This window comes from Spirochaetia bacterium, assembly GCA_022482625.1.
In the GTDB taxonomy this organism is placed as follows: Bacteria; Spirochaetota; Spirochaetia; order Sphaerochaetales; family Sphaerochaetaceae; genus Pleomorphochaeta.
The window spans coordinates 60,606-84,564 of the sequence record JAKVOU010000001.1 but is presented as its reverse complement, the minus strand read 5'-3'; the positions used below and the strand labels follow the sequence as shown (position 1 = coordinate 84,564).

Below are 23,959 nucleotides of genomic sequence, written 5' to 3'. Positions count from 1 at the left end.
TCTCCCTTCAGTTCCTTGTTTGATATTTCTGATGTATACCGAGCAAGACGGTATCGATTGCATTGCATAGATCCGTCTTCGCCACCTCCGGCTCTGCAAGGGCAAAACCAAGCCGAAGCGTCGTATACCCATGCAGAACTCCCATCAGCAAATGTAAGATTTCCTCAATATTCTGTTTCGTAAAACCACAGGAAAGGATCAACGTAGTAAGCAGTGAAGTGTAGGTGTCAAAAATCTGAGCAGTTTCTTTGTCCCCGTTCCATGTAGCCCACTGGATAGTTTCGTATACTCCCGGATGTTCAATCATAAACTGCAGATATGCAACGCCTACGGATTGTATCGCCGCATCCCCGGCCGTACCTATTGCAGCCTTTGCCATCCGTTCATTCATAGTTTTCATTCCGGTATGGGCAACTTGCCTCAGCAAATCATCCAACCCTTGTATGTGGTTATACAAAGACGGTGTACGGATATGCAGCTTCTCTGCAACATTTTTCAGTGACACTCCCTTGAGCCCATCTTTGTCGGCAATCTCAGATGCCACCTGAATTACTGCTGCCTTTGTAACATGCATAGGTATTCTCCAACTTCTTTGTTATTTATAGTAATAAATTAGCTAATTGGATTAGCAAGGTCAACAAAGAACATCTTGAGCTCCTTCACATCATAAAGTTGATCGATAATAGTTTCCGGAAGTTATAGCAATAGTCAACCAAATCACTTTGAATCGAAAACCAATCAAGTCATGTCAATGCCGCAAGATCAGTTTTTTCATAGCGGTTATGACCTTCCTTGCTTTTTTTATATTTCCAACATTTTATTGCTTGGTCCAATGTTTTATCTCTGTTTTCAGCAAAGAAATCCCTGATATATGTGTTATATTCAAACTGTTTGCCAATCGTTGATTTTTCTTTTTTCCTGTCATCAAGTATTTGGTAATAAGCCTGAATTGCTTCTCCATATGTTTTACCGGTATTACATTTTAACCATTTCTGGAAAGTGACATTAAAAGAAAAGTTCTTGCCAATCTTTTGCTTGAAGTAGGCACGGTGTTTTTCAGAACATACAAAATCGGATTCTATTTTGGTATCTTCCGTAATTATCCCGATTTGTCTTACCACTTTGTTTTTGTGGACTGCAGGCATCACTTCACCGAAATCAAGAAAATGAGCAATTCTGTCAGTAATCTCTGATTTCCCGCCAGAAGTCGACAGACCATTCTTTCTGCAGAAACCAACCAATTCTTCTTTCAAGTAATAAAAACTACGAAATGTTTTTCCATCCAATTGATTATCCAGATACGGTCTATCAACCATTTTATTCCCCTGTAATTTATAAAATCTCTTTTTTATTTTGAAAGATTCTAAGATATCATCAATAGAAAAACTTGCAAAACTTCGCATCTTGTACTATGTAATAAGTAACAGGACCTCCCGCACCTCTCAACGATGTGACCCAGGGAGGACATTTTTTATGTCAAAAACGGTAAAAAATTCAACTACGTTTGAAGAGCCAATCAAAGTACTTCAATCGCAGAATGTATTTTCCCTATCGTGACACAACGCAAACCCCGGCTGTATATGGTCACAGAATGCTGCATAAACCTCTTAAGGAATCGACTCAGGAACCAGTCACACAGGCTGGGGCTCGTCACATACAATATCTATACACCTCTGGTTCCTTGAAATACCCCTGAGCTCCTTGTCTTCAATAGTAATAATTTCATAAATCACAATAGCATAGAACATCTCATCAATGAACATTGTTCCTTCGATTATTATCGATTTCTGGAACTCGGGAACAAGCAGTAACACGTTCTCAAGTCAGCCCTTGGATGTCATCATGGTGTTCTTGTCCAGGGTTCGTCTGGGTTAAATCTGGGATGGTTCCAGATTTCCCAGACAATCCCTGGGCGTCCTACATGGTTTCTTGAAAAATTTGGCGTTAATCCCGCAAAGGAATACTACACTACAAATAGAACTTCATAACCAGATTCAACAGCTTTCTATTACGTCCAAGACAGTTACGGCACTAATCAGAAATGGTACTTGCTTGCAAATACGGATTTTCATAGATTTCCTTCTATTTCACATATAAATATATTTTTTTGTTTCCGTATACAGCTTAGGTAAAAAATAAAATTGACATATTTAAAATTATATGTTAGTTTCAATAAAGAGAAAAATTTGAGTTCACTGAAAAACTAGACGATATACGCGAAACCTGCCCGCCCAAAGAGGCTATTTATCCTTGCAATAAGAAAGCTTTTAGATTTGTAAGGAAATTGCCACCTACAGAAACGGATTTTTGGTCGCAACGAAAAATATATGAATCAACTGAAAAGTCCTCAAACACGCCAGTCTTTCTTTTCGGTAAACCTCCACAGAAAAATGAAAAATTAGAATGTATTGCAAGAGCTTGTTCTTTATTTGAGTCTAAGGAAGCTGCAAAAGACAGACAAAAGCGAGTACTCAAGTTTCGAAAACAGCAAATTTATATGTTGACTTTACATGAAAATGACGGAATGGTTCTCCAAAAGGAAGAACACATTTCATGGTGGATATCAACAAGTTGGAAATTGGTTCAGTGAGGATATTATGAAAATTCAATTAATAGAAATGCTAGATTATTATGATTTTCCGATATTGTTTTCAGCACAAGAAGAAAATTCTGGCAAGTGGTTTTTATGTTCTTTTACTGATGACAATGGAATGTTATTCAAATATATTTGCGTCTCTGTAACTAAGCAAGAAATAGAAAATGTAAAGAATAATACACTTGATATGAGTTTACTGTTTAATTCCAGGCCAATGTTTACATTTGAAATTCAAGCGGGCAAACCACAAAATATTATTGAAATTCATAAAGAAACCAAACCTCAAAAGTATTTCTTTGAACCAGGAAGCTTCTTACATGTACAAACATGCAATGAGTTATATAGCATAGAATATACAGAAAGTTACATAAATGATAGATTTTGTTCAAAAGAAAAAATCATGTATACATCTGAAAGCAACTTATGTAACCCAGCTAATATAAAGAGAGGAAATGAATGCAAGAAGATAAGCCTGGTTGCTTAGCTGATTTGGAATTTTTATCATACAAAGTAGACAAAATTGACTTCAACGTAAAAAATAATACTGATGTTCTACAATATAAAGCGCCATTATCAAATTTTAGATTTAGTTTTGGAATTCCTCCATTTGAATCTATCAACGACACAAACAATGAATATAAAATACTTATTTGTAAATTTGGAATTAAATTGAAAGCGTTCGCCTCAGAAAAATATGAAAATCAATTAGCTGAAGGAGAATTCTGTATAACAGGACTTTTCCGAATCAAAAAAGAAATAGAACATACTCAAAATGGAACATATTTTGAAAAATATACGATGCCAGCTATTTTATTTCCATATTTACGTGCAACAATTACAACTACATTTGCTACAGCTGGTTTTGGCGCTATTATTTTTCCTTTAATCAATGTAAAAAATCTTGTTGATGACATTGATAAAAGCAAGAAAGTGTAAGTTCCCAATCAATTCCATCACACTGAAAGCATAGAAAAAAAACCTCTTAGTAAGGTTATCTTTTATAAAATAGTTCTTCTCATATTATAAATATTGAGAGAATTTTCAGAACAAATATTATATACTTAGCATACAATACTTGGATGCTGTTGAGTACTAATAGAACCTGCAAGAGTATAAGTGTAAACATGCAGAAGATTCTGGTCCTAAAATGTTTTTATCGGCTTTGAGATAAAACCAGGCCTATGGCAAATACTTTTAATCTGATATTAAAAAAGAAGATAAATCAAATGAAAACTTTAGTCGTATTCTATTCATCTACAAACAACACCAAATATATCGCGGAAATAATAGCCAAGCAACTGCAGGCAGATTTGCTCGCGATAAAACCAAAAAAGAAATTGCCACCGAAAGGCTTCATGCGATTCTTTCTGGGCGGAGCAAGTACAATTTTCAAGATGAAACCAAAACTTGTCAATTCTGCTGTTGATTTAAACTCTTACCAAAACATCATCATCGGCACACTAATCTGGGCAGGTTCCTATGCTTCACCCATTCATACCTTTATTAAACAAAATAAAATTGAAGGCAAAAAAATAGCTCTGTTTGCATGCCACGCAAGCAAAGAGGAAAATGCGGCACAAAAATGCTTCATACAACTGAAAAAAGAACTTTCCGGCAATACCTGTGTCAGTGGACAGGACTTCCTGGACCAATCGATCAACACTACGGAAAACAACGAAGCAAAAGCTTTGCGATGGGCTAAGGATTTACAGTTCTGACAAAAGTTTTCTGAAACTGCCAAAAGTCATTTTGTTGACTTTTCCTGCAGTCTTTCCTATTCTGTTGCCACTACAGCAAGGAATTCTATCAGGAAGAATTCCACGTATCTTTCAACAGGAGAAAGGCGGAAGCGTCGTTTTGATAAGCTTGCTTCCTCACCATCAGACAAAAATGGACAAGAATTACCCACGTTTTCATTTCAGGCCAGCATATAATTGGATCAACGACCCGAACGGTACCATCTACTTCAACGGCAGCTATCATCTCTTTTACCAGTATAACCCTGCTTCGGACAAATGGGGTAATCTGCATTGGGGACATACCCGTACAAAGGATTTCATACATTATGAGGTCATGAAGGATATGCTCTGCCCTCAGCATGAGAAAGGAGAACATCATTGCTTTTCAGGATGCATAGGCATCAACAGCAATGGTAATCCGGTGCTCATGTATACAAGTGTACAATACGATGAGAAGCACAATCCCAATATTCAGAAAGCCGTCCTACTGGACAAGGACATGAAAACTCTGTCAGATGAGCGGATCAACGCGATTACCGTAGATATGGAAGGTCTGCCTTCGGAAATACGACATGACTGGAGAGATCCTTACATGTTCAATGCGGACGGAAGGTTCTTCCTTGTCCTGGGAGCCGCTGTAGGTTCTTCACAGGTTCCTTCAATCCTTCTTTTTGAAAGTCCAGACGGCAGTCTTGTCAATTGGAAATACCTGAAAGTACTTCAGACATTCAAACCGATAATCGAGCTGATGGAATGTCCAAACTTTTTCCCTTTGCAAGGCAAATGGGTGCTTCTCGGCTCCCCTTATGGGCAGGTACAATATCAAACGGGTACCTTTAATACGGAAAAACTGGAATTCAAAACAGAAGAAGCCGGCCTGATCGACCACAGTTCCCAATTCTATGCAACCAATACCTTCAGGGATAACAGGAACCGAACCATCTTGGTTGCATTCATCAACGGTTTCAGCAGTGGACAGGGTTGGAATAATGTCATTTCAATACCAAGGACACTGTCGCTTACCGATAACAGGGAACTTGTACAGTTGCCGATCAGTGAATTTGACACGTTGCAAGGGAAAAGCTTGCTTAGCGGCGGCAAGGACAAGGCAGATATCATGCTCAACGGCGCCATGCAGATTTCTGATCCTGCCCTGCTCCAATGCCGTATTACATGTACAGTCATCAGATCCGAAGCAACAGCAGAAATGGAAGTGCTGTTGAAAGCCGGAACACGTGAAATCTGCAAAATCAGTATTGCTCCTGAAGAAATCGTCTTTGACAGTATCCACATACCATCCACAAGGCAGAACGCAACCGAAATAGATCTTTTGATCGACCATAGCGTCATGGAAATCTTCATTGACGGTGGAAGGTATTGTGCCACAAGGACCAATGAAGCCATCCAAAATTTAGAAACTCTTGAATTCAAGGGAAACTGCCTGCTGAAAGCTCTGCAGGTACATGAGGTAAAGAGCCTGTCAATAATCGAAGAACAGTAGCAGAGCATATCACCAAAGAGCATCGGGAATGTCAGGAAAGGATGTTCGCCACACATCGCCATTTTCCACACAAAACCAGTGGAAATATTCAATGGCAACAGCAAATATGACTTACGTTAATTACTGTAGGTCATACAGTTACGACATAGGTTGAAATCTTCTTCATGCAACAGTATACTTTTCCTTATGAAATCTTCATTTCGTAGACGATTGACGCCAGGCAAGCGTCTTATCTTAGGTTTTGCCTCAATCATCGTCATGGGTACTTTCCTGCTCTGGCTTCCGATAAGCCATCAGCCAGGAAAGGAAATTTCGTTGATAGATTCCTTTTTCACTTCGACCAGCGCCGTCTGTGTAACAGGACTTTCTACGATTGATGTAGGAAACACGCTCTCTTTCTTCGGAGATTTTGTATTGGGAACCTTGATTCAGCTGGGAGGCATCGGCTTTGCGTCTTTTGCCCTTTTTTTTCTCATGCTGATCGGAGGTAACAGAAGTTACTCAAACATCCAGCTTGCACGGGAAGCACTGAACTCAAAACCCGGTTTTGATATCAATTCAATCGTGCGTACGGTCATTGCAACCAGCTTGGTCTGTGAGTCAATCGGAGCATTGCTCAGCTATCAGGTATTCAGCAAGGATTATCTGCCGATGAAAGCTCTGGGCATATCTATATTCCATGCCATTTCCGCCTTCAACAATGCAGGTTTCGATTTGCTTGGCAACTTCACCGGCTTGATTCCCTACAGGCACAGTGTCCTGCTCAACATAACGACGACAACACTCATCATCATCGGTGGTTTAGGTTTTTATGTCATCAACGACATCTTTGCCTACAGGAAGAACCACAGGTTGAAGATGCATTCAAAGATCGTGCTGACCATGACCTTCTGGCTGCTGGTACTGGGTACTATCGGCTTCCACTTTTCACAGCATATTCCATGGATGGAGGCCTTTTTCCAGAGTACGACTACCAGGACAGCTGGTTTCAGTACCATCGACATCTCACAGCTTACAAATACCAGTTCAATGCTGACCATGTTACTGATGTTCGTAGGAGCCTCGCCTGGTTCGACCGGCGGCGGCATCAAGACGACGACACTGTTTACCGTATTGCTTTCCATTAGAAAAATCGAAACACATTCGAAAATCTCAGCTTTCCACCGTACTATTGACGATGACTCAATCCTTCGGGCTTTTATGGTAACGGTCCTTGGCATCCTCTTTACGTTGCTTGCAACAGCCATTGTTTTTTCAGTCGAGGGACCACGGTTCAACTTTCTGGAAGTTCTCTTCGAATGCATAAGTGCATTTGGTACGGTAGGACTTTCCATGGGCATAACGACGAGACTGGGAATCTGCAGTAAATTAACCTTAATTCTGCTGATGTTCATCGGAAGGCTTGGCCCGTTGACCATCACCTGCAGCTGGCATAGAGCCAGGAAAAACGTGAACTACCTCACGGAAGATATATTGATCGGATAAGAAAAGGAGCAGATATATGTCAGATAACAATCTATTTGGAGTAATCGGTATCGGGAGATTCGGATTGTCCCTGGCTAGGGGACTGCTGGAAGAAGGCAAGACTGTCATTGCAATTGACAAGGATCAAGCCAGCCTTGAGCCCTTGAGGAACCAAGTCAATGACCTCATGGTAATGGAACGCCTCACCATAGAAGAACTCAAATCTGCCGGCATAGAGAACTGTGCAACGGTCATTGTCTGCATCGGCAAGAATATCGAGGCCAATCTTCTGGCCACGATGAATGCCATAGAATTGGGCGTTCCCAGGGTAATAGCAAAAGCCCTCAACGAAGAACACGGAAGGCTACTGAGAAGGATTGGAGCTGAAATAGTCAATCCTGAAGTTGAAATGGGAGCGAAGCTTGCCAAGACACTCACAGCCAAGCTGACGCTGGATGTGTTGCCTATCGGAGAGGATTTTTCCATCATCGAATTGGTCATGAATGACAAGTATGCTGACAAGACGGTAAGGGAAGTCAATTTCAGAGAAAAGTTTCATATCAATATCGTTGCCATCGTCAGGGATGACAAGGCAAACGGGTACATAGCCCCATCTACGATGCTGAAAGCAGGTGACATCTTGGTAGTCAGCGGTGATAATAACGCTGTAAATGCCTTTGAAGCTATGAATTCAAAGAATTTGTAAAAAAAATATGATTTTTTTCACACTTTCTTGTAAATTTTCCCTTATAAATTTGTGCTACTAGCTGACGGAGAATTCATGGTAGAAAACAACGACAAGACAAGAATCGACAATTCCAAGAGAAACATCAAGTTTGCTACAATATTCCAGCTTTCTTCGGGTTTGCTTGGCTTTGTAGAGCGTTCATTCTTCATAAAGTGCCTTTCAGCAGAATACTTAGGCTTAAAGGGATTGATCACCAGCATCCTGATGGTATTGTCCATTACGGAATTCGGCATAAGCAGCTCGCTTGCTTTTTATCTGTATGCACCGCTTGTCGAAGCGAACAAGGAAAAGATCAAATCCCTCAATCACTATATCAGAAAAATCTATCATAGGATTACCTATGGAGTACTGTTGTTCGGACTGGCATTTCTTCCGTTCATTCCTAATGTAGCGAATACTACGCATATTGCACCATACCAGATACGGATCTATTTCCTCATCTATCTGCTGGGAACGGTAGGGTCATTGCTCAACAGCTGGCATGCCATCATCATCCAGGCAGACCAGAAGCAGTATATCACCACTACCATCATCTCTGTTGCACAGATGCTCCAGCTTGTCGTGCAGGTAGCAATCCTGCTGCTTACCAGGAATTTCTATCTATATGCCCTTGCCTACGCTTTGTCAAATACGCTCCGGTATGTCATCGCAAGATACAAGTCATTCAGGATGTTTCCCTATCTACGGGAAAAGACAATTGCTCCATTGCCTGAAAAGACGGTCCAGGATATCGGGAAGAGCACACGGGCACTTATTTTCCATCGGATGGGCTTCAGTATCACGATGACAATTGAATGCGTACTGCTTTCAGCGATGCTCGGAGCTTCTACCCTTGGGTGTTTTGCAAACTATCAGTTGGTCATATTGGGACTTGCCACAGGCATTGCCATGATGCAGAAATCCATAGAATCAAGCATAGGCAACCTCTGTACGATGGAAAGCCCCGAGTATTGCTACCAATGGTTCGTAAAAATCAACCATATCTATTCTCTCAGCATCGGCTACCTTGCCATCATCCTCATTGCGTGCTTCAACCCGTTTTTCCATCTGGTTTACCCACAGGCAGCGACCTTCTCTACGAAAACGGTAGTTCCTGATTTCCATGACCCAATACCTGCTTTACAAAAGGTTGATCGCAACTATCTATGAGAGCAGCTACGGCATATTTTACCAAGACCGCTACAAGCCGGTTCTCCAGACTGTCCTCAGTGTCCTGCTTTCCTATATATTCGGCTTGTATTACAAAGCAGCAGGTATTTTTTTAGGAATCGTCATCAGTGAACTTCTTACCAGCAGCTGGATAGAACCATACATGGTGCACAAATATGGTTTTCACAAAAGCATGAAACCTTACATGATTGATTTTGCCAAGAATTTCAGCATGCTGATGTGCACGGCTCTGGCAACAGATTGGCTTCTCTCCAAAATCAATCTGCCGGCATTGCCCTATTTCTGTGCAGCGTTCGGACTTTGTTCACTTGATTACTACATTGCAATGTGGATATTCTTCCCCGCCAATGGCAGGGAAGTTACCCGATGGTTATTGAAACGCACAGGACATAAAAAGAAAATCAAGAACCTGTTCACACCCGATATGGATTAGAAACTGACCTTGACGTTCTGCTTTGCAGCCTCTTCGATCTCAAGATATGGCTTCTTGGAAAAGTGTCCCATGCTTGCAGCTAGATTTGAAGGAAATGTCTCACAACGGGTATTGAATTCCCTCACGACGGCATTGTAATACTTTCTTGCATTGAGAATCTTCTCTTCCACGGCACTGAGAGTCTGCTGCAAGTTCATGAAATTTTCATTGGCCTTGAGCTGCGGATAGGCTTCTGCCAAGGCAAACAATTTACCTAAGGCATTGCTCAGTTCCTTGTTGCTTGCATCCGATTCACTTATACCCGTAGAAGAAATAGCTTTGTTCCGTGCCGCTACGACAGCTTCAAGGGTACCTTTCTCATGGGCTGCATACCCTTTGACAGTTTCAACAAGATTCGGAATAAGATCGTACCGCTGTTTTTCATGAGCGCCGATCTGTGCTTCTGCTTCTTCGCTCCGGTTTCTCAGACGTACCAAGCTGTTGTACAGTGAGATATAGATGAGCAGCAAGACAACGACAATCGCCAGAATGATATAGACCATAGTCAACTCCTTGGCTTCATTCTACCGATTGTACGGTACCATATCAATTGCAAGGCCCCTACACCTGCCCCTTGCTGACAGTTCGCCAAGTTCTATACATATTGATTGAAGATTTGGCCGGGCTTTGTATTTGCTTTATGATTAGCAACTTGACTAGTAAATCCTTAAATCTGCCAACTCATGCCATGTACAGACAAAAAATGAACGGAGACAGATGACTGAACCGTTCAAATGAAAGTTTCGGATGGCAAAAGAGAAAATTATTTGAAAAACATATACATACAGACTCAGGCAGGAAACACCCTGCCTTATACTTCTCCCTACGGCCAAAACCGACACCAGTCTTTCAATAGAAGAAAGGACCGCTGGAGTCTTTTCATCGGTTCCTTCCTGCTATTTGAATAGGGCCCTTGGCATCGTGATAAGATGTTCCTCACTTTCCCTATAGAAAATGGAGATGAAGCCGATCTTACCGACCAGTTCGGAGTTTGTGGCCACCGCCAACTGAGAGGCAATCTGTTCCATCTGGTCCCTGTTGGCCTGAAACTTGACTTTTACCAGTTCATGATGAAGCAAAGCCTCGTCCAAGGCCTTTGCCACCATTTCATCATAGCCACCCTTGCCGACCATTACTATCGGATGTACATCGTGCGCTTGCGCACGGAGAAAATTCCTTACACTGCTGTTCATAGCTGCATACTATTGATCTTCAAAGATTTTTGCAACCTCAAAACGCTTTACTTTCTTGGTACTCGTCTCCGGCAACGGCTGCATGGATATGACCAACTTCTCAATCTTTTCATAGGAAGGCAGTCCCTTGTTCACCTGGTCAATGACTGTCTGGACTTTTGTCTGCAATACTTTTCCTTCAGCATATTTGTTCCGCAATGCTTCAGACGGATAGACTATCGCACGTATACCCTCGATCTTCATATCCTTGTCCTTCACGTAGCTGCAGACACAGATCTGTTCAATTTCATTGTATAGCTGGAAATGATCCTCGACTTCCTCAGGAAAGACATTCTTGCCTCCCTCAGTCACGATGATGTTTCTCTTGCGTCCGGTCAAGTAAAGGTATCCCTCATCATCCAAGTGTCCCACATCACCGGTATTCAGCCAACCATCTTCAGCCAGTACCTCAGCAGTCGCTTCAGGATTGTTATAATAGCCCTTCATGACTACAGATCCCTTGATATACAGCAAGCCATTGCCGTCTTCGTCAGGATCCACGATCTTCTGTTCAAGTGTCGGGAACAACTTGCCTACCGATGTTTCCTTATAGGCATCGACAGGATTGAGGTGCGTAATGGGACTTGCTTCCGTCAAGCCATATCCCTGCACGAAATCAATTCCCAACTGGTTGTACATTTTGAAAGTTGATGCAGGAAGAGGACCGCCGCCGCAGATACAGATCCTGTTGCTTTCAAGGGCAATGTTGCGAAGCAACCCGCCGAACAGTTTTCTGCCTATGTTCTTGCCCGTAAGCTTCTTTACAAAACCGGAAAATCCCATTCCGAACCGGATCAGGCCATAGGCTATGATGGATTTCTTCTTTATGCCTTCCATAAGCCCGGACAACAGTTTGTTGAACAGCATCGGCACGGCAAGGAACATGGTAACCTTTCCGTCCCTCAGTTCCTTGAAAAGCTGGTTGATTGCCAGGCGCTTGCCAAAGACGACTTCTGCGCCGGTTGCTATTCCTTCCATAAAGACAGCCACCATCGTATAAGCATGATGGATAGGGAGAATCGCATACCATACGTCATAGGCATCGACCGGCATATAACATTCAGCCAGGAATGTATCAGACACTATATTCTCATGGGTCAGCTGTACGCCCTTCGGAATTCCGGTCGTACCACTGGTAAAGAGAATAGCCGCCACGTCGCCAGAGATAGCTTTCGGGGCATCTTCGGACAGTGGCCCCGCAATCTCATGGTCAAGCAGATAAGCATCGCCGGAAACTTTATCAAGGCCCAAGGCAAAGGAAAGTCTGCTTCCCCCTTCAGCAGAAAGCTTCTGCAGCTTGTCATTGTCGAGAAAAGCTCCCTTGACGCCTGCAAATTCCATGAAATGTTCCATTTCCGGCAGTTTCAGGGCCGCATCCAAAGGAACAATGACACATCCTGCATAAATCGCACCTAAATAGGCAAGGGCCCATTCACAGCTGTTCTTGCCACTGACTGCTATCTTGTCACCCTTCTTGGTTCCCTGTGCAAGGATATAGTTGGCAATGCCGATGATATGGTCATGCGCCTGGGTAAAATCAAGGGTCCAGTCCTCTGGAATAAACTGCCTGAAGCAAGGTCTGTGCGGAAACCGTTTGCAGGTTATATCAAACAGTTCGACAAGTGTCGGCCATTCTCCAGTGAACATTTTCCCTCTGAACGGATCCAGAGTCCTCCACGGGCGGTCATCCTGTCTCTTCATCAGCTCTCCTCCAAACAACGATCTCTTAATGACGTTACAATGATAATTCAGCTCTTTTCAGAAAATCAAGCCGTTAATATTACATTTTTTTTAAATCTGTCAACTACTAGGGGTATTGTTACACAAAACATCTAAATTGGGGTAAAGACAATGGCAATTCCTTCCCTCTGCAGGAAGCCTGCCGGTAGTTCACAAAAAAGAAATTTGAGGGTACAGTCTTGCTATGAATAATACGCCGAAACATTGTTTCGAAACTTTTGACGATATCATTTCCTATATGGAAAGTTTCACAAACCTTGAAAAGCAGACAGACCATTACACTACCAGAGTCTATAGGCTGGACAGGATGCGTGCACTGCTTGACCATTTTGCTCATCCGGAAAAAGATTTCCAAGCCATACATGTAGCAGGAAGCAAAGGCAAGGGAAGTACTGCCATGTTTCTCGCCTCGGCCATCCAGGCCCAAGGTTTCAAGACCGGTCTGTATGCTTCTCCCCACTTGATCGATTACAGGGAACGTTTTTCGCTCTGCGGTACTTTCTTTCCCGATCAATTTCTTGTCAAAGTCGGCAACAGACTCAGGGAAGGACTGGAAGGTTTTTGCTTCAGCGATGAATGGGGAGAAACTTCAGTCACCACCTTTGAGCTGTATACGCTGTATGCCTTCATGCTCTTTTCCGCATGGGGTTGCAAGTATGCCGTCATTGAAACAGGTTTGGGAGGAAGGCTGGATGCTACGAACACAATCACGCCCATAGCTTCCGTCCTCTGTCCGATTGAACTCGAACACACACAGATACTTGGCAAGACCATCCATGCCATTGCCACGGAAAAAAGCAAAATAATAAAGGAAGGAATCCCTTCCTTTGTCGCAGCCTTGCTGCCTGAAGCCAGAAATGTCATGGCCTCTCAGGCAAAGGATGTCCATAGTCCCCAGTGGTTGCTTTCAGACCTGTTGCTTGATATGGAGAGCAAGACGACTACAGATGGAGAAATCGCAACCTATCGATGGAAAATTACCGAAGATACCGCCAAATGGCACCTGAAGGAAACAACATGGCACGATAGACCTGTGTTCGAAGAACACTTTACCCTAGCCATGAAAGGACGGGTCATGGCCGCCAACTGCGCACTTGCCCTCCTCTGCCTGAGGATCCTCAAGCTCTATGCCCCAGCTTCAAAAGTTGCCATGGAAAGCTGTACGCTACCTGGAAGATTCGAAAAGATTTCCGATGATCCGCCGATTTACATCGACGGTGCCCATACAGACCACAGCCTCAAGGCTCTCATTGATTCGATGGAACAGCTCTATGCCCCTGAAAAGACAATCGTCATTTTCGGAGCCATCCAAGGCAAAGATCATCTGCATATGGCGCACCTGCTGCTCCACAGCTACAAGACCATCATACTCTGCAGGCCAGGGACCTATAAGAAAAGTGACATGCAGTCCTTGTACGAACTGTTCATGCAACAGGATACGGACAATACACATGACATACTGCTTGAAATAGGGGCAGATGCAGCATTGAAGGAAGCAAGGCAACGATGCCCAGCCGAAGGAGCCATCCTCGTCTGCGGCTCATTCTATCTTGCCGGAGAAATTGCAGAAGAATGGAAAAGGGAGGCATCATGTCTTTGAACTGGCGTGAACTTCAGCTCATCTGCAGTGAATTGCCTTTGAAAGAAAGCAGGCTGCAGTCAGTTGTACAGCACGATTTCCATAGCCTGTCATGGTCATTCCATCATCCCGATGAGGGCCGATGGACCTTGTATACGGAAATCGGTACCCCAAATGCCAGGATCCACAGGGAAACAGAAAAAACTGCACCGACCCAGACGGGAAAGACAAGCAAGCTGCAACGGTTCATCCAGTACTGCAGGGCACACTTGGAAGGATGCAGGATCGTGGAGGCATCAACGATACCAGGAGACAGGATACTGCATCTCCACATGGAAGACACCACAGGACATCTGCATGTTTTCTTCAGGCTCTATTCCGGTGCCGGCGCAAACATCATCATTACTGATGACAAGCTTGTCATCAGTGAGCTACTCTACAGACGGCCGGGGCGGGATGAAACCGCAGGAAAGCCCTTCCCTCTGCCCGAACCAAAAGAAGATGACGGCAGGTTCCCTATCCGTCCTCGGGAAGAAGGCCTATCATTCAACCGCCAGATAGAACTTGCATATGGACGAAAAAGTACTGATGAAACTGCTGCCCAGCTGAGGCAACGTATCGAACAGCAACGGGACAGGAAGCTCAGGGAACTGGAAGGAAGTGTCAAGGCATTGCTTGCAAGGCAACATGCAAATGAAAATTTCGAACATGACAAGCAGAACGGAGATCTTCTTGCTTCCAACTTGTACCTCTTGAAAGCAGACCAGCACCAGCTTGAGGTCGACGACTGGTTCAATGGTGGAAAACGGCTGCTTATACTGGACCCGAAACTCAGTTCCAAACAGAACATCGAGCTGTACTATCAGAAGTACCAAAAGAAAAAAGGTACGTTCCAGAACGCCCAGGAAGAATACAGACAGGCTCTTGAAAACTACAGGAAGCAACAGGCCTACTATGAGCACCTGCTTTCCCATACAGATGATGAGAGCGATATAAGACGATTCAAGAAAGCCTTGGGTGAACAGACTGCAGACAAACCAAAGGCAGTACCGACTGTAGGATTGGTATTGCACAGTGGTTCCTTTACTCTGCTCGTAGGCAGGAATGCAAAGGAAAACGATCAGTTGCTACGCCGATATACCAGAGGCAATGATTGGTGGATGCATACCCGGGATTATCCGGGAGGCTATGTATTCATCAAGGCTCAAAAAGACAAGAGCATCCCCTTGGACGTCATCCTGGATGCCGCAAACCTTGCCATAACCTATTCAAGAGCAAAGAACAGTGGAAAGGCAGACCTTTATTTTACACAAGTCAAGTATCTGAGAAGGGCCAAGGACGGTCCGTTGGGGCTCGTATTGCCGACTCATGAAAAAAACATCGTCGCTGAGATAGACGAAAAGCGTCTTGAACGATTATTTTCTGAAAAGGAGGCCTGACATGCATACCTATCATCAGGATATATTCTATCCGAGTGACCAAAGACAATTGCACTCCTATACCGTAGCCGCATCAGAAAGAAAAGACAGTGATGCCGATATGATGGTACTTCTGACTCCGCATGCAGCCTATGATTACATTGCAGACCTGCTTGTCCTTGCCTATGCCACAATCGATGCCTCCCTTTTTGACCGTGTGCTGTTCCTTTACCCCAGCCACCAAGGTAAGTTGGAAAGCGAAGGCAACGCATTCCTGTCTGTTCCTGCCGATGAATCAATAGAAACACCGCTGGGAACGGTACAGTTCGAAAAACAGACAGCAGACCGACTTTGCAAGGAATTCTCCTTCATATCATCAGGAAACAGTTATCTTGAGGAAGAATGTGCCCTTGAGCTGAATCTGCCATTCATCCAGACGATGCTTCCGAAGGCAACGGTCCTTCCTATCTGCTGTATGGCTGAAAAGGCCGACCAAGTAAAGAAACTGGCAGGCCTCATAGGAAGAATTACGCAAAATGGAAGAACATTGACCATAGTCAGCAGCAACTGCAATGCAGCTGCTGATCCACTTTCCTGCACCACTCAGGCAACGGCTTTTGCCAAGCTCTTGGTCAACAAGACACCGCTGCTCCTACCGTTGCGGAAAAAGGAAATCTCTGCCTGCGGCGCTTCCATCATTGAAGCCATCCAGAGAGCCTTTCCCCAAGGTATCTGGCAGATACTGGGAACAGAAGCAAAAGGGAAAAGAGGCAAGACAATTGACGAAATCACTGCAACAGGAAAGACGGTCTATCACATGTGCGCAAAGATGACAAACCAGGAGGGCAACGGTGTTCACTGAGAAAGACATAACGACAATCGAAGTCGAGGGAAAGACATACACGGCGATCATGTTCGGCAACAAGGACATGGAAATTCCAAGCTACCTTCTTCAAGGTGAAAAACAACCCGGTTACTTGTTTACCGACGGTAATCTCAGGCCTTGGTTCTGGAGCGGCTTCAATGTCATCGGTGAAAAACGTTGTGTCTATTTCGAAAAGATGAATATCCATCCGATGTCGGAGCTGGCACTTGGCCTAAGGCACAGGGCTCCACAGCTTATCACTGCCCTCGCACAGGCGCTCAGGCTCTGTACCAATGCGTTCCTTGACTTGGATGGAGGCATAATGAGCGCGTGGAGAATATTCTTCACCGATGAAGGCGATGTCCTGCTGCTTCCTCACGATATTGCTGATATCTTTGCCTCAAGCGTGTCCAACGAAGCCCGCTTTGACAACAGTACCGGCTGGATCCATGCCGAACTGCACAGGCCTTTCTCACTGATCGACCAGATGGCCCAGTTCTACTACTATGCTATCACAGGATTCAAGCCGTTCGGAAGGGAAGATGTGAGGGAAACCGGATTCAGCATCATTCCGCTCAAGCTGTGCGGCCCTGTCTTTGCCCCGTCACTTGACGCCAAGCTTGCCAGCCGCCTGGACGGTATCCTCACGCTTCCCTTAGGCAAGCAACGGGAGCTGAGCGGGAACATGAATCCCCAGGTTGCCTTGGAATGGTTCATCGAAAGGTTCAAGGATGTAAGCTGGGACCTTGAAAACCTTGAAGTGCTGCCGGATCCAGAAGAGACAATGCACAAAAATAAAAAATTGAACGAATTTCTTGTCGCAAAGTCAAAAAAAGCCGAAAGAAAGAAATTCTGGCGGCATAAGGGCGTAAAGATTACAATCATAGCGGCAGCGATAATCATCGTGGGCGCTTTTACCGCTTCAAGGATCAAAGAAGCCCTTGCCCCTCCCTACACCGCTGACATGGCACCTGAACAAGTCATACAGGCTTATTATCAGGCACAGAACGACCTGGATGTCACAAAACTTGATGCGAGCCTCTCACGTGGCACGAAGAGCCCTGTTGAAACGGAAGTAACGACATTGTTTGTCACCAGGCAAACCCGGATGGCATACGAAAATGTTCCAGCCTTCATCGCTCCCAAGACTTGGATTGACGAAGGCAAACCAGCACTTGCTGCCACTACCAACATCTACGGTGTGACTGACATTTCCATCCAAGATCTCGGAAAGGGATACTACAGGGCAACAGCAACGCTCTATTCACCGAGTGACTATCTTTCCTCTTCTGACGAAGATGAGGATGTAACAGAGCCGGAAGGCTATACGTACTGCTATTGTTACCAACAGCAGCAGACGTTCCACCTGACCATGAGCAAGCACGGCTGGTACCTCATTGATTCGATTTCCCAGGACAAAGTATCGTACCTTTATACCCTCAAGATTCCGACCTATACCAAGACAAAGGCTCTGGGCCAGCTTGCCGCCGGCGCTGCTTCCCAAGCAGCAGATGCAAAGGAAGCAGCTTCAGCAAAGCAAGTGGAAATAATCCACGACAAGAAACTTGAAGCCAATTCAGAACATTTATTGGATGAAAAATGAGTTTTAGCCAAAGAGACCTGTAGAAAGATATCTTTCGCCGCCATCAGGGAAGATTACGACGATTACCTTGCCTTGACTCTCTTGTCTTCCAACTACTTTTCGACTTGCTGCAAAGGCGGCACCGGAAGATATACCGGCTAGGATCTGCTGGGATTTTGCAAGTTCCTTTGCTCCTGCTGCGGCTTCTTCGTCACTGACCGTAAGGACTTCATCAATCAGCTCAGTCCTAAGGACCTCCGGTACAAAACCAGCGCCGATTCCTTGTATCTTGTGCTTGCCTGCATGTCCTTCCGAAAGTACGGGAGACCCTGCAGGCTCAACCGCAATGACCTTGATATCCTTATTCTGTTCCTTGAGATAGGTAGCAACACCGGTCAAAGTCCCGCCTGTTCCTACACCGGCAACGAGAACATCAACCTTGCCCTCGGTAGCTTTCCAGATTTCAGGTCCCGTAGTCCGGTAGTGGACTTTCGGATTGTCTGCATTGGTAAACTGGGATGGTATGAAACTTCCAGGAATCTCCTGGGAAAGTGCCTGAGCCTTTTCTATCGCACCTTTCATGCCGAGACTACCATCAGTCAGTACCAGTTCCGCCCCATAGGCTGCAATCAACTGACGTCTTTCCTCGCTCATAGACGAAGGCATGACAATGATGGTCCTGTAACCCTTGCTTACTCCTATGGCGCTCAAAGCCACTCCGGTATTTCCGCTTGTGGCCTCGATAATTACCGATCCAGGCTTGAGCTCTCCTCTTTCTTCCGCCCCCTCGATCATTGCCTTTGCAATCCTTGCCTTGACACTACCTGTTGCATTGGCCTGCTCAAGTTTCGCCAGCAATCTGACGTCGGAAATTCTATCGGTCGATAGCTTCAGTTCTACCAACGGCGTGTTGCCGATTAAATCTACAATGCTTTTTGCTGTCTGCATATACTGTCCTTCCTATATTCCTATTATTTTAATAGGATTTTATACAATGAAATCCCTGTTGTCAAGTGTTCTGCGTAATTTTATACTAAAATACTAGGAATTAATCCGTTTCCAAGGATTTCATAAATCAAAAAGCCAGTAATCTCCCAGGAGCGGCAACATGTTTCGGACAAGGTTATACCAATGGGAACAGCGATCCAAAATAACACTGTCTCCGGTCATGACACATTCCTGTTTGCCCAAGATCCGGTCTGCATCTGGTACGGCCATGGAGTCTACTTGCAACGGATACATACCAGCAAGCTGCTCAAGCAACCATGAAAGCCTTCCAGAATTGGATACCGGAGCATCAAGCAATATCGTTGCCTTACGGACAGAAAGTGAAGCAAGAAAAGAAAAAAGCAGACGTATGGCAGATTCCGTGACATCGATGATCCTGTAGGTTCCCCGCACTCCAGCAAGGTCCCTTACCACTCTATCACGTCCCGACAGAAGCAGTGAATGTGAAAGTGCCGTTTCCAAAGTAATGATGATATTGAATCCGTCAATATAGACATCGCTTTCCTGTAAGGCAACAGAAGGAAGACAACGGGCACTACGTCCTTCAATTTGTTGCGTTGAAGCAGAAAGCCGCATCAAGGCAAGCCGCTGACGAGCAGTAAGCCTCCTATGGTTACCGACAAAGGAAATTGCACTGTCCATACTATAGCCACGGTCAAGAAGATATATGATATCTTCTGCTCCCGATTCCAAGCGTAATCGAGATTCTCCTGTAAACTGCTGTTCGTCCGAAGGACAATACCCCCTCCGTACATGTCTTGGCTCATTGCCGGCAATTTCATCATTCATAGCCCGATTGTACCGTGGGCTTACACAGAACACAACCGAAGACAGTTGCGCAAAACAAAAAAACTCAATTCCAAGCACGCCTTATCGACATTGAAAGTTCATAAGTCTATAGTGAGAATAATCTTGCAAAGATGCATCTGCTTTTGCATATCGGAGGGAAAATATGCGTTACGCCTGTATCAGTGACATACACGGAAACCTGCCGGCATTTACTGCGGTTATCAAGGACTTATCCCTGCAAGATATCGATGGTGTCATCTTTTTAGGTGATCTGGTCTTTCTCGGCCTGTATCCCCAAGAATGCTTTGATGCACTGGAACAACTCAACCCCATCATCTGTATAAAAGGAAATACCGACGGGAACCTTGAGGAAGTAAAAACTTTCACTCCATCTTCCGAATTTGAGCAGGAACTGCTCGATCTGATCCTGTTCTGCGATGACAGACTTACTTCTCTTGCAAAGGAAACAATTGCTTCGTGGCCGATTGCCCGTCCCCTGCAGGATTTCCTCTGTTGCCATGGAAGCCCCTACTCATTCAAGGAAAGCCTGTCTGATAAAGGAAGCCTCAGCCACGAACTGAAACAAAAATTATCAAAGGAACAGGCACATATCATCCTTGCCGGACATACCCACCATTCCTGCGATTTCAGCACGATGGGAAAGAGAATCATCAACCCAGGGGCAATCGGTTATGCCTTTGATGGAGACCGAAGGGCCTCATATGCCATATTGGATGGAAAAAAAGTCGAATTTCGGCATGTTGCTTATGATTGGCAGGAATATCTTGCCGAACTTAATGCACAGATAAAAAAATACCCCTTATTGAAAAGCATTGCCTATGCAATCGAACACGCCAGGCCAATGCAGTTCAACTGAAACGTAAGATTAAAAAAAGTTCAGCTTTCATGTAACTGAAATCTCAACCTTGGAAAGACACAGAAGGCTGTACCTGCACTGAAGTATCATCGAACTTCCCTTCACTCAGGTCGAGCAATGAGATACCGTCAAGGTAATTTTCTATCAAACGGTCTAGCCTATGCCAAAGAGGAAGTGTCGGACACTGTTCTGAACGTGGACAGTCCTCATCTTTTGAAAGACACTCCACAGGAGCCAGTGTTCCCTCCGTAAGCCTAAGGATTTCTCCCACACTGATCTGCGAAGCGCGGCGGGAAAGTTTGTAGCCACCTTCCTTGCCTCTCTTGCTAAGCAACAGGCCTCCCTTGTTAAGGACGGAAACAATCAGTTCAAGATACTTAAGTGATACACCGGCCCTCTTTGAAAGCAAGGACAGGGATACAAAACCTTCGCCATCATGGCGGGTCATGTCAACAAGGACACGCAGGGCATATCTGCCCTTGGTAGAAATCATCATAATGGGCCTCCAATTCCTAGTGTAATAAAAGGAATTAAGATATTCAAGTTGAAAGATATGTTTTTACTAAGGAAAGTACCCGACCCATATCATCAGCATGGACCCATTCCGTATCACAGAAAGAACGAAAGAATGTCAGTTGACGTTTGGCATACAGGCGGCTGTCCCTGACGATCTCATCACCGATCTGGGAAATGGAATACTCTCCGCTTTCCATCGCCGAAAAGAATTCACGGTAGCCGATTCCCTGCATGCCAGGCCATCGGGGATCGGCACCTTCCCTTCTCAGCCGTCCGATCTCCTCAAGGAGCCCGGCTTCCATCATCATGGAAAAACGAAGACGCATCCTCTGGTCCATTTCTTCCTTCGATCTATAAAGACCTATGACCAAAGGCTCCATGCCATATCGGAAAGTTGTGGGAACTTCAAAAGACGACAAAGGTTTCCCGCTGTCTTCATAGACTTCCAAAGCCCTGCTGAGCCGATATACATCGTTGGCAGCGATTTTCCCATATGAAACAGGATCGACCTCAAGCAGTTTCTTCCTAGCCTCCGCAATGCCGTTTTTCTCAATCCATGCGGCAACTTGCTGTCGGGTTCCTGCAGTAGATTGGGGGGCATTGCTCAGGCCATAGAGAAAGTGTTTGAAATAGTATGCAGTACCTCCGCTGACAATCGGAATCCTTCCCTTTGCAACTATATCCTCCACTGCCAGATCGGCCAGTTCAATGAACTTCGCAACAGTAAACTGCTGCCACGGCTGAAGGATATCCACCAAATAATGAGGCACTCTTTCAATGACCTCTGGAGACACCTTCGCCGATCCGATGTCCAAGCCTTTGTATACTTGTATCGAATCGGCATTTATTACCGAAAAACAATCTTTGCAGAGTTCTGTCAAAAGGGCTGTCTTCCCGACTCCGGTAGGACCGAAGAGAAAGATCAGCTTGGAAAAGGATCGGCTATTCAGCTTTCCGTTCGTCATCAAGCTTGGTGTATTTGATTTCACCTTCCAAAGCCCGGTCCAGAACTTCGGTCACTATCTTGCCGTTGGCTTCCTCGATTTCCTTTCCGCCGCAACCGGGATTGCTGAGGATTTCAGCTTCCTTGATTGCCACACAAGTGGTTTCATAGATGTTCCCCTTGTAATCGATGAGTTTGTCCAATGGAATTTTATTCACGCTCTTGACTCCTATTCGCTTCTACAGCGGAAGGTATTTTATCGTAATACTTCAGAAATGTATAGTAGCAATGATAAGCTGTTATTATTTTTCTGCTGTCTTTTCCCGTTTTTTTGCAATTTCAACAATCATCTCTGCAATTTCATCAGGATTTTTCCCATCGGTATCAATGACAAGGTCAGCTACAGACGTATCATTGTTGTCAATGCCATAGATGCGCATGTACCTTGCGCTATCATTGCGGTCCCTGCGGGCCGTCTGTTCCATCCGAAGCTTCAAATCTCCGCCTTCCCTTTTAAGGATCCGCAAGGCCCGCTCCTTGCTGCTTGCATGCAGATAGACCTTGAAATCCGCTTCCTTAAGCATCCAGATGGCAAGGCGCGAGCCAAGGACACAATCCTTCTCCCTCATTGCCATCTCGACCTGCCGCCGATCCAGCTCCCTGTCATATGCATCATCAGTCTCAGCCAATCTGCAGAATTCCCAGAATTCGATACCTTTTTCCTTGGCAAGGTTCCTGAATGTAAAGTTTACCATGGGATACCCCAGTTTTTCGGCAACAAGCCCGGTTACCGTCGTGTTGCCACAGCCGCTTTTCCCGCTGATCGCAATCCTCATAGTTTTCCTCTCCTATTCAACATTCCTGACCTGTTCCCTGATATTCTCCAAGCTGTCTTTCATCCTGACTACCTGCAGGTTAAGTTCAGCTATCTGGCTTTTTGAGCCGATCGTATTGATTTCCCTGTTCATTTCCTGACAGAGGAAATCCATCCGCTTACCGACAGGTCCGTCTTTTTCAAGCAACTTGTCAAATTCCCTCAGGTGGATACCCAAACGCTTGATTTCTTCGTTTATGGATTGCTTGACAAGCATCAGGGCTACTTCCTGCAGGATTCTGTTCCTGTCATAGCCAGCGTCGCCGAGCATTTCCTCAATCCGTTCAGTAAGGTTCTTCCTTATCATGGACTCAAGCTCATCTGCATAGGTGCTGACGACTGAAAGTCCTTCCTTGATATCTTCAGCTTTTTCCTTCAGATCCTGCTTGGTAGCTTCACCTTCCCTTGCCTTGCTTGCCCCGAACTGATCCAACGCATGCGTAAGGCACTGGAAAAGCACAGGCTTGAACCTTTCACTGTCAGTAGCATTGACACTGGATACGATTCCTTCTACCGACAGGAAATCGGAAAGCTCAGGTTTGATATTGAAACCACTCTCACTTATGATACTGTCATAGGCTTTTGCATATTGCTTGACAGCCTGCGTATCGACGACAAGGGAAACATCATTTTTCAATAACCTGATCTTGACGGAAACCTCAACGTGGCCGCGCTTTGCAACCTTCTTCACTTCCTCGTCAATTTCAGCCTCGAACGGTGCCAAGTAACAAGGGATCGTATGAAGGATATCCAAGAACCTGTTGTTATAGCTCTTGACTTCTACTACCATCTGAAAATCGGTACAGAGGACTTCCCCTGAACCATATCCTGTCATACTCTTCATCT

At 44.7% G+C, this 23,959-nt stretch carries 26 protein-coding genes; 13 read left to right on the top strand and 13 right to left on the bottom strand.

Annotated features, from left to right (window positions below; all coding sequences use genetic code 11):
- Window positions 1-7: 7 nt before the first annotated feature.
- The 3 genes from LKE40_00410 to LKE40_00400 form a co-directional block, all read right to left on the bottom strand.
- Entirely contained in the window at window positions 8-574 is a 567-nt protein-coding gene (locus LKE40_00410) for a WHG domain-containing protein (protein ID MCH3915959.1), read from the bottom strand.
- Between the two features lie 169 nt (window positions 575-743).
- A complete protein-coding gene (locus LKE40_00405) occupies window positions 744-1,316 on the bottom strand; it encodes an SAP domain-containing protein (GenBank protein MCH3915958.1) in 573 nt (190 codons plus the stop codon).
- 315 nt (window positions 1,317-1,631) lie between these two features.
- Window positions 1,632-1,814: a hypothetical protein gene (locus tag LKE40_00400; GenBank protein MCH3915957.1), complete on the bottom strand. Its 183-nt coding sequence runs from the start codon at window positions 1,812-1,814 to the stop codon at window positions 1,632-1,634.
- A 702-nt stretch (window positions 1,815-2,516) separates the two neighbouring features.
- Here LKE40_00400 and LKE40_00395 point away from each other — a divergent pair.
- From LKE40_00395 to LKE40_00360, 8 genes are all read left to right on the top strand, one after another.
- Window positions 2,517-3,080, top strand: a complete 564-nt coding sequence (locus LKE40_00395) for a hypothetical protein (GenBank protein ID MCH3915956.1) — start codon at window positions 2,517-2,519, stop codon at window positions 3,078-3,080.
- The gene (locus LKE40_00390) at window positions 3,053-3,532 is read left to right on the top strand and encodes a protein-export chaperone SecB (protein ID MCH3915955.1); all 480 of its coding nucleotides are present in this window, start codon (window positions 3,053-3,055) and stop codon (window positions 3,530-3,532) included. The genes LKE40_00395 and LKE40_00390 overlap by 28 nt, the downstream gene beginning before the upstream one ends.
- A gap of 245 nt (window positions 3,533-3,777) precedes the next feature.
- A complete protein-coding gene (locus tag LKE40_00385) occupies window positions 3,778-4,314 on the top strand; it encodes a flavodoxin (GenBank protein ID MCH3915954.1) in 537 nt (178 codons plus the stop codon).
- Window positions 4,315-4,348: 34 nt separating this feature from the next.
- A complete protein-coding gene (locus LKE40_00380) occupies window positions 4,349-5,836 on the top strand; it encodes a glycoside hydrolase family 32 protein (protein ID MCH3915953.1) in 1,488 nt (495 codons plus the stop codon).
- Window positions 5,837-6,022: 186 nt separating this feature from the next.
- Window positions 6,023-7,321, top strand: coding sequence for a hypothetical protein (locus LKE40_00375; GenBank protein ID MCH3915952.1), 1,299 nt, complete (start codon window positions 6,023-6,025; stop codon window positions 7,319-7,321).
- Between the two features lie 16 nt (window positions 7,322-7,337).
- The gene (locus LKE40_00370; GenBank protein MCH3915951.1) at window positions 7,338-8,006 is read left to right on the top strand and encodes a TrkA family potassium uptake protein; all 669 of its coding nucleotides are present in this window, start codon (window positions 7,338-7,340) and stop codon (window positions 8,004-8,006) included.
- Window positions 8,007-8,081: 75 nt separating this feature from the next.
- Window positions 8,082-9,197 (top strand): hypothetical protein, encoded by a 1,116-nt coding sequence (locus tag LKE40_00365; protein MCH3915950.1) that lies wholly within the window; start codon window positions 8,082-8,084, stop codon window positions 9,195-9,197.
- Window positions 9,178-9,651, top strand: coding sequence for a hypothetical protein (locus LKE40_00360; GenBank protein ID MCH3915949.1), 474 nt, complete (start codon window positions 9,178-9,180; stop codon window positions 9,649-9,651). Before LKE40_00365 ends, LKE40_00360 begins: the two co-directional genes overlap by 20 nt.
- Here the strand turns inward: LKE40_00360 and LKE40_00355 are convergent.
- From LKE40_00355 to LKE40_00345, 3 genes are all read right to left on the bottom strand, one after another.
- Entirely contained in the window at window positions 9,648-10,199 is a 552-nt protein-coding gene (locus LKE40_00355; GenBank protein MCH3915948.1) for a LemA family protein, read from the bottom strand. The two genes, LKE40_00360 and LKE40_00355, sit on opposite strands and share 4 nt — an antisense overlap.
- Window positions 10,200-10,586: 387 nt before the next feature.
- Window positions 10,587-10,883, bottom strand: a complete 297-nt coding sequence (locus LKE40_00350; protein ID MCH3915947.1) for a YhbY family RNA-binding protein — start codon at window positions 10,881-10,883, stop codon at window positions 10,587-10,589.
- Window positions 10,884-10,892: 9 nt separating this feature from the next.
- The gene (locus LKE40_00345; protein MCH3915946.1) at window positions 10,893-12,623 is read right to left on the bottom strand and encodes an acyl--CoA ligase; all 1,731 of its coding nucleotides are present in this window, start codon (window positions 12,621-12,623) and stop codon (window positions 10,893-10,895) included.
- Between the two features lie 223 nt (window positions 12,624-12,846).
- On the opposite strand from LKE40_00345, the gene LKE40_00340 reads away from it, so the two are divergent.
- From LKE40_00340 to LKE40_00325, 4 genes are read left to right on the top strand one after another with little or no spacing between them, the layout of a single operon-like run.
- Window positions 12,847-14,262, top strand: a complete 1,416-nt coding sequence (locus LKE40_00340) for a bifunctional folylpolyglutamate synthase/dihydrofolate synthase (protein MCH3915945.1) — start codon at window positions 12,847-12,849, stop codon at window positions 14,260-14,262.
- Window positions 14,253-15,680: an NFACT RNA binding domain-containing protein gene (locus tag LKE40_00335; protein ID MCH3915944.1), complete on the top strand. Its 1,428-nt coding sequence runs from the start codon at window positions 14,253-14,255 to the stop codon at window positions 15,678-15,680. Before LKE40_00340 ends, LKE40_00335 begins: the two co-directional genes overlap by 10 nt.
- A 1-nt stretch (window position 15,681) precedes the next feature.
- Entirely contained in the window at window positions 15,682-16,521 is an 840-nt protein-coding gene (gene amrB / locus LKE40_00330; protein ID MCH3915943.1) for an AmmeMemoRadiSam system protein B, read from the top strand.
- Window positions 16,511-18,127: a hypothetical protein gene (locus tag LKE40_00325; protein ID MCH3915942.1), complete on the top strand. Its 1,617-nt coding sequence runs from the start codon at window positions 16,511-16,513 to the stop codon at window positions 18,125-18,127. Before amrB ends, LKE40_00325 begins: the two co-directional genes overlap by 11 nt.
- A 3-nt stretch (window positions 18,128-18,130) precedes the next feature.
- On the opposite strand, the gene cysK is transcribed toward LKE40_00325, so the two are convergent.
- Complete coding sequence (gene cysK, locus LKE40_00320) at window positions 18,131-19,054, bottom strand: cysteine synthase A (protein MCH3915941.1); 924 nt, start codon at window positions 19,052-19,054, stop codon at window positions 18,131-18,133.
- Between the two features lie 120 nt (window positions 19,055-19,174).
- Window positions 19,175-19,903 (bottom strand): DUF434 domain-containing protein, encoded by a 729-nt coding sequence (locus LKE40_00315; GenBank protein ID MCH3915940.1) that lies wholly within the window; start codon window positions 19,901-19,903, stop codon window positions 19,175-19,177.
- Between the two features lie 163 nt (window positions 19,904-20,066).
- Between LKE40_00315 and LKE40_00310 the strand changes: the two genes are divergently transcribed.
- The gene (locus tag LKE40_00310) at window positions 20,067-20,780 is read left to right on the top strand and encodes a YfcE family phosphodiesterase (protein MCH3915939.1); all 714 of its coding nucleotides are present in this window, start codon (window positions 20,067-20,069) and stop codon (window positions 20,778-20,780) included.
- 43 nt (window positions 20,781-20,823) lie between these two features.
- Here LKE40_00310 and LKE40_00305 read toward each other — a convergent pair whose 3' ends face one another.
- From LKE40_00305 to LKE40_00285, 5 genes are all read right to left on the bottom strand, one after another.
- Window positions 20,824-21,276 (bottom strand): Rrf2 family transcriptional regulator, encoded by a 453-nt coding sequence (locus LKE40_00305; GenBank protein MCH3915938.1) that lies wholly within the window; start codon window positions 21,274-21,276, stop codon window positions 20,824-20,826.
- Window positions 21,277-21,319: 43 nt separating this feature from the next.
- Window positions 21,320-22,285, bottom strand: coding sequence for a tRNA (adenosine(37)-N6)-dimethylallyltransferase MiaA (gene miaA, locus LKE40_00300; GenBank protein MCH3915937.1), 966 nt, complete (start codon window positions 22,283-22,285; stop codon window positions 21,320-21,322).
- The gene (locus LKE40_00295) at window positions 22,239-22,457 is read right to left on the bottom strand and encodes a hypothetical protein (protein ID MCH3915936.1); all 219 of its coding nucleotides are present in this window, start codon (window positions 22,455-22,457) and stop codon (window positions 22,239-22,241) included. The genes miaA and LKE40_00295 overlap by 47 nt, the downstream gene beginning before the upstream one ends.
- A gap of 84 nt (window positions 22,458-22,541) precedes the next feature.
- Entirely contained in the window at window positions 22,542-23,075 is a 534-nt protein-coding gene (locus LKE40_00290) for an AAA family ATPase (protein MCH3915935.1), read from the bottom strand.
- Between the two features lie 12 nt (window positions 23,076-23,087).
- Window positions 23,088-23,957, bottom strand: coding sequence for a YicC family protein (locus LKE40_00285; protein MCH3915934.1), 870 nt, complete (start codon window positions 23,955-23,957; stop codon window positions 23,088-23,090).
- Between the last annotated feature and the right edge of the window lie 2 nt (window positions 23,958-23,959).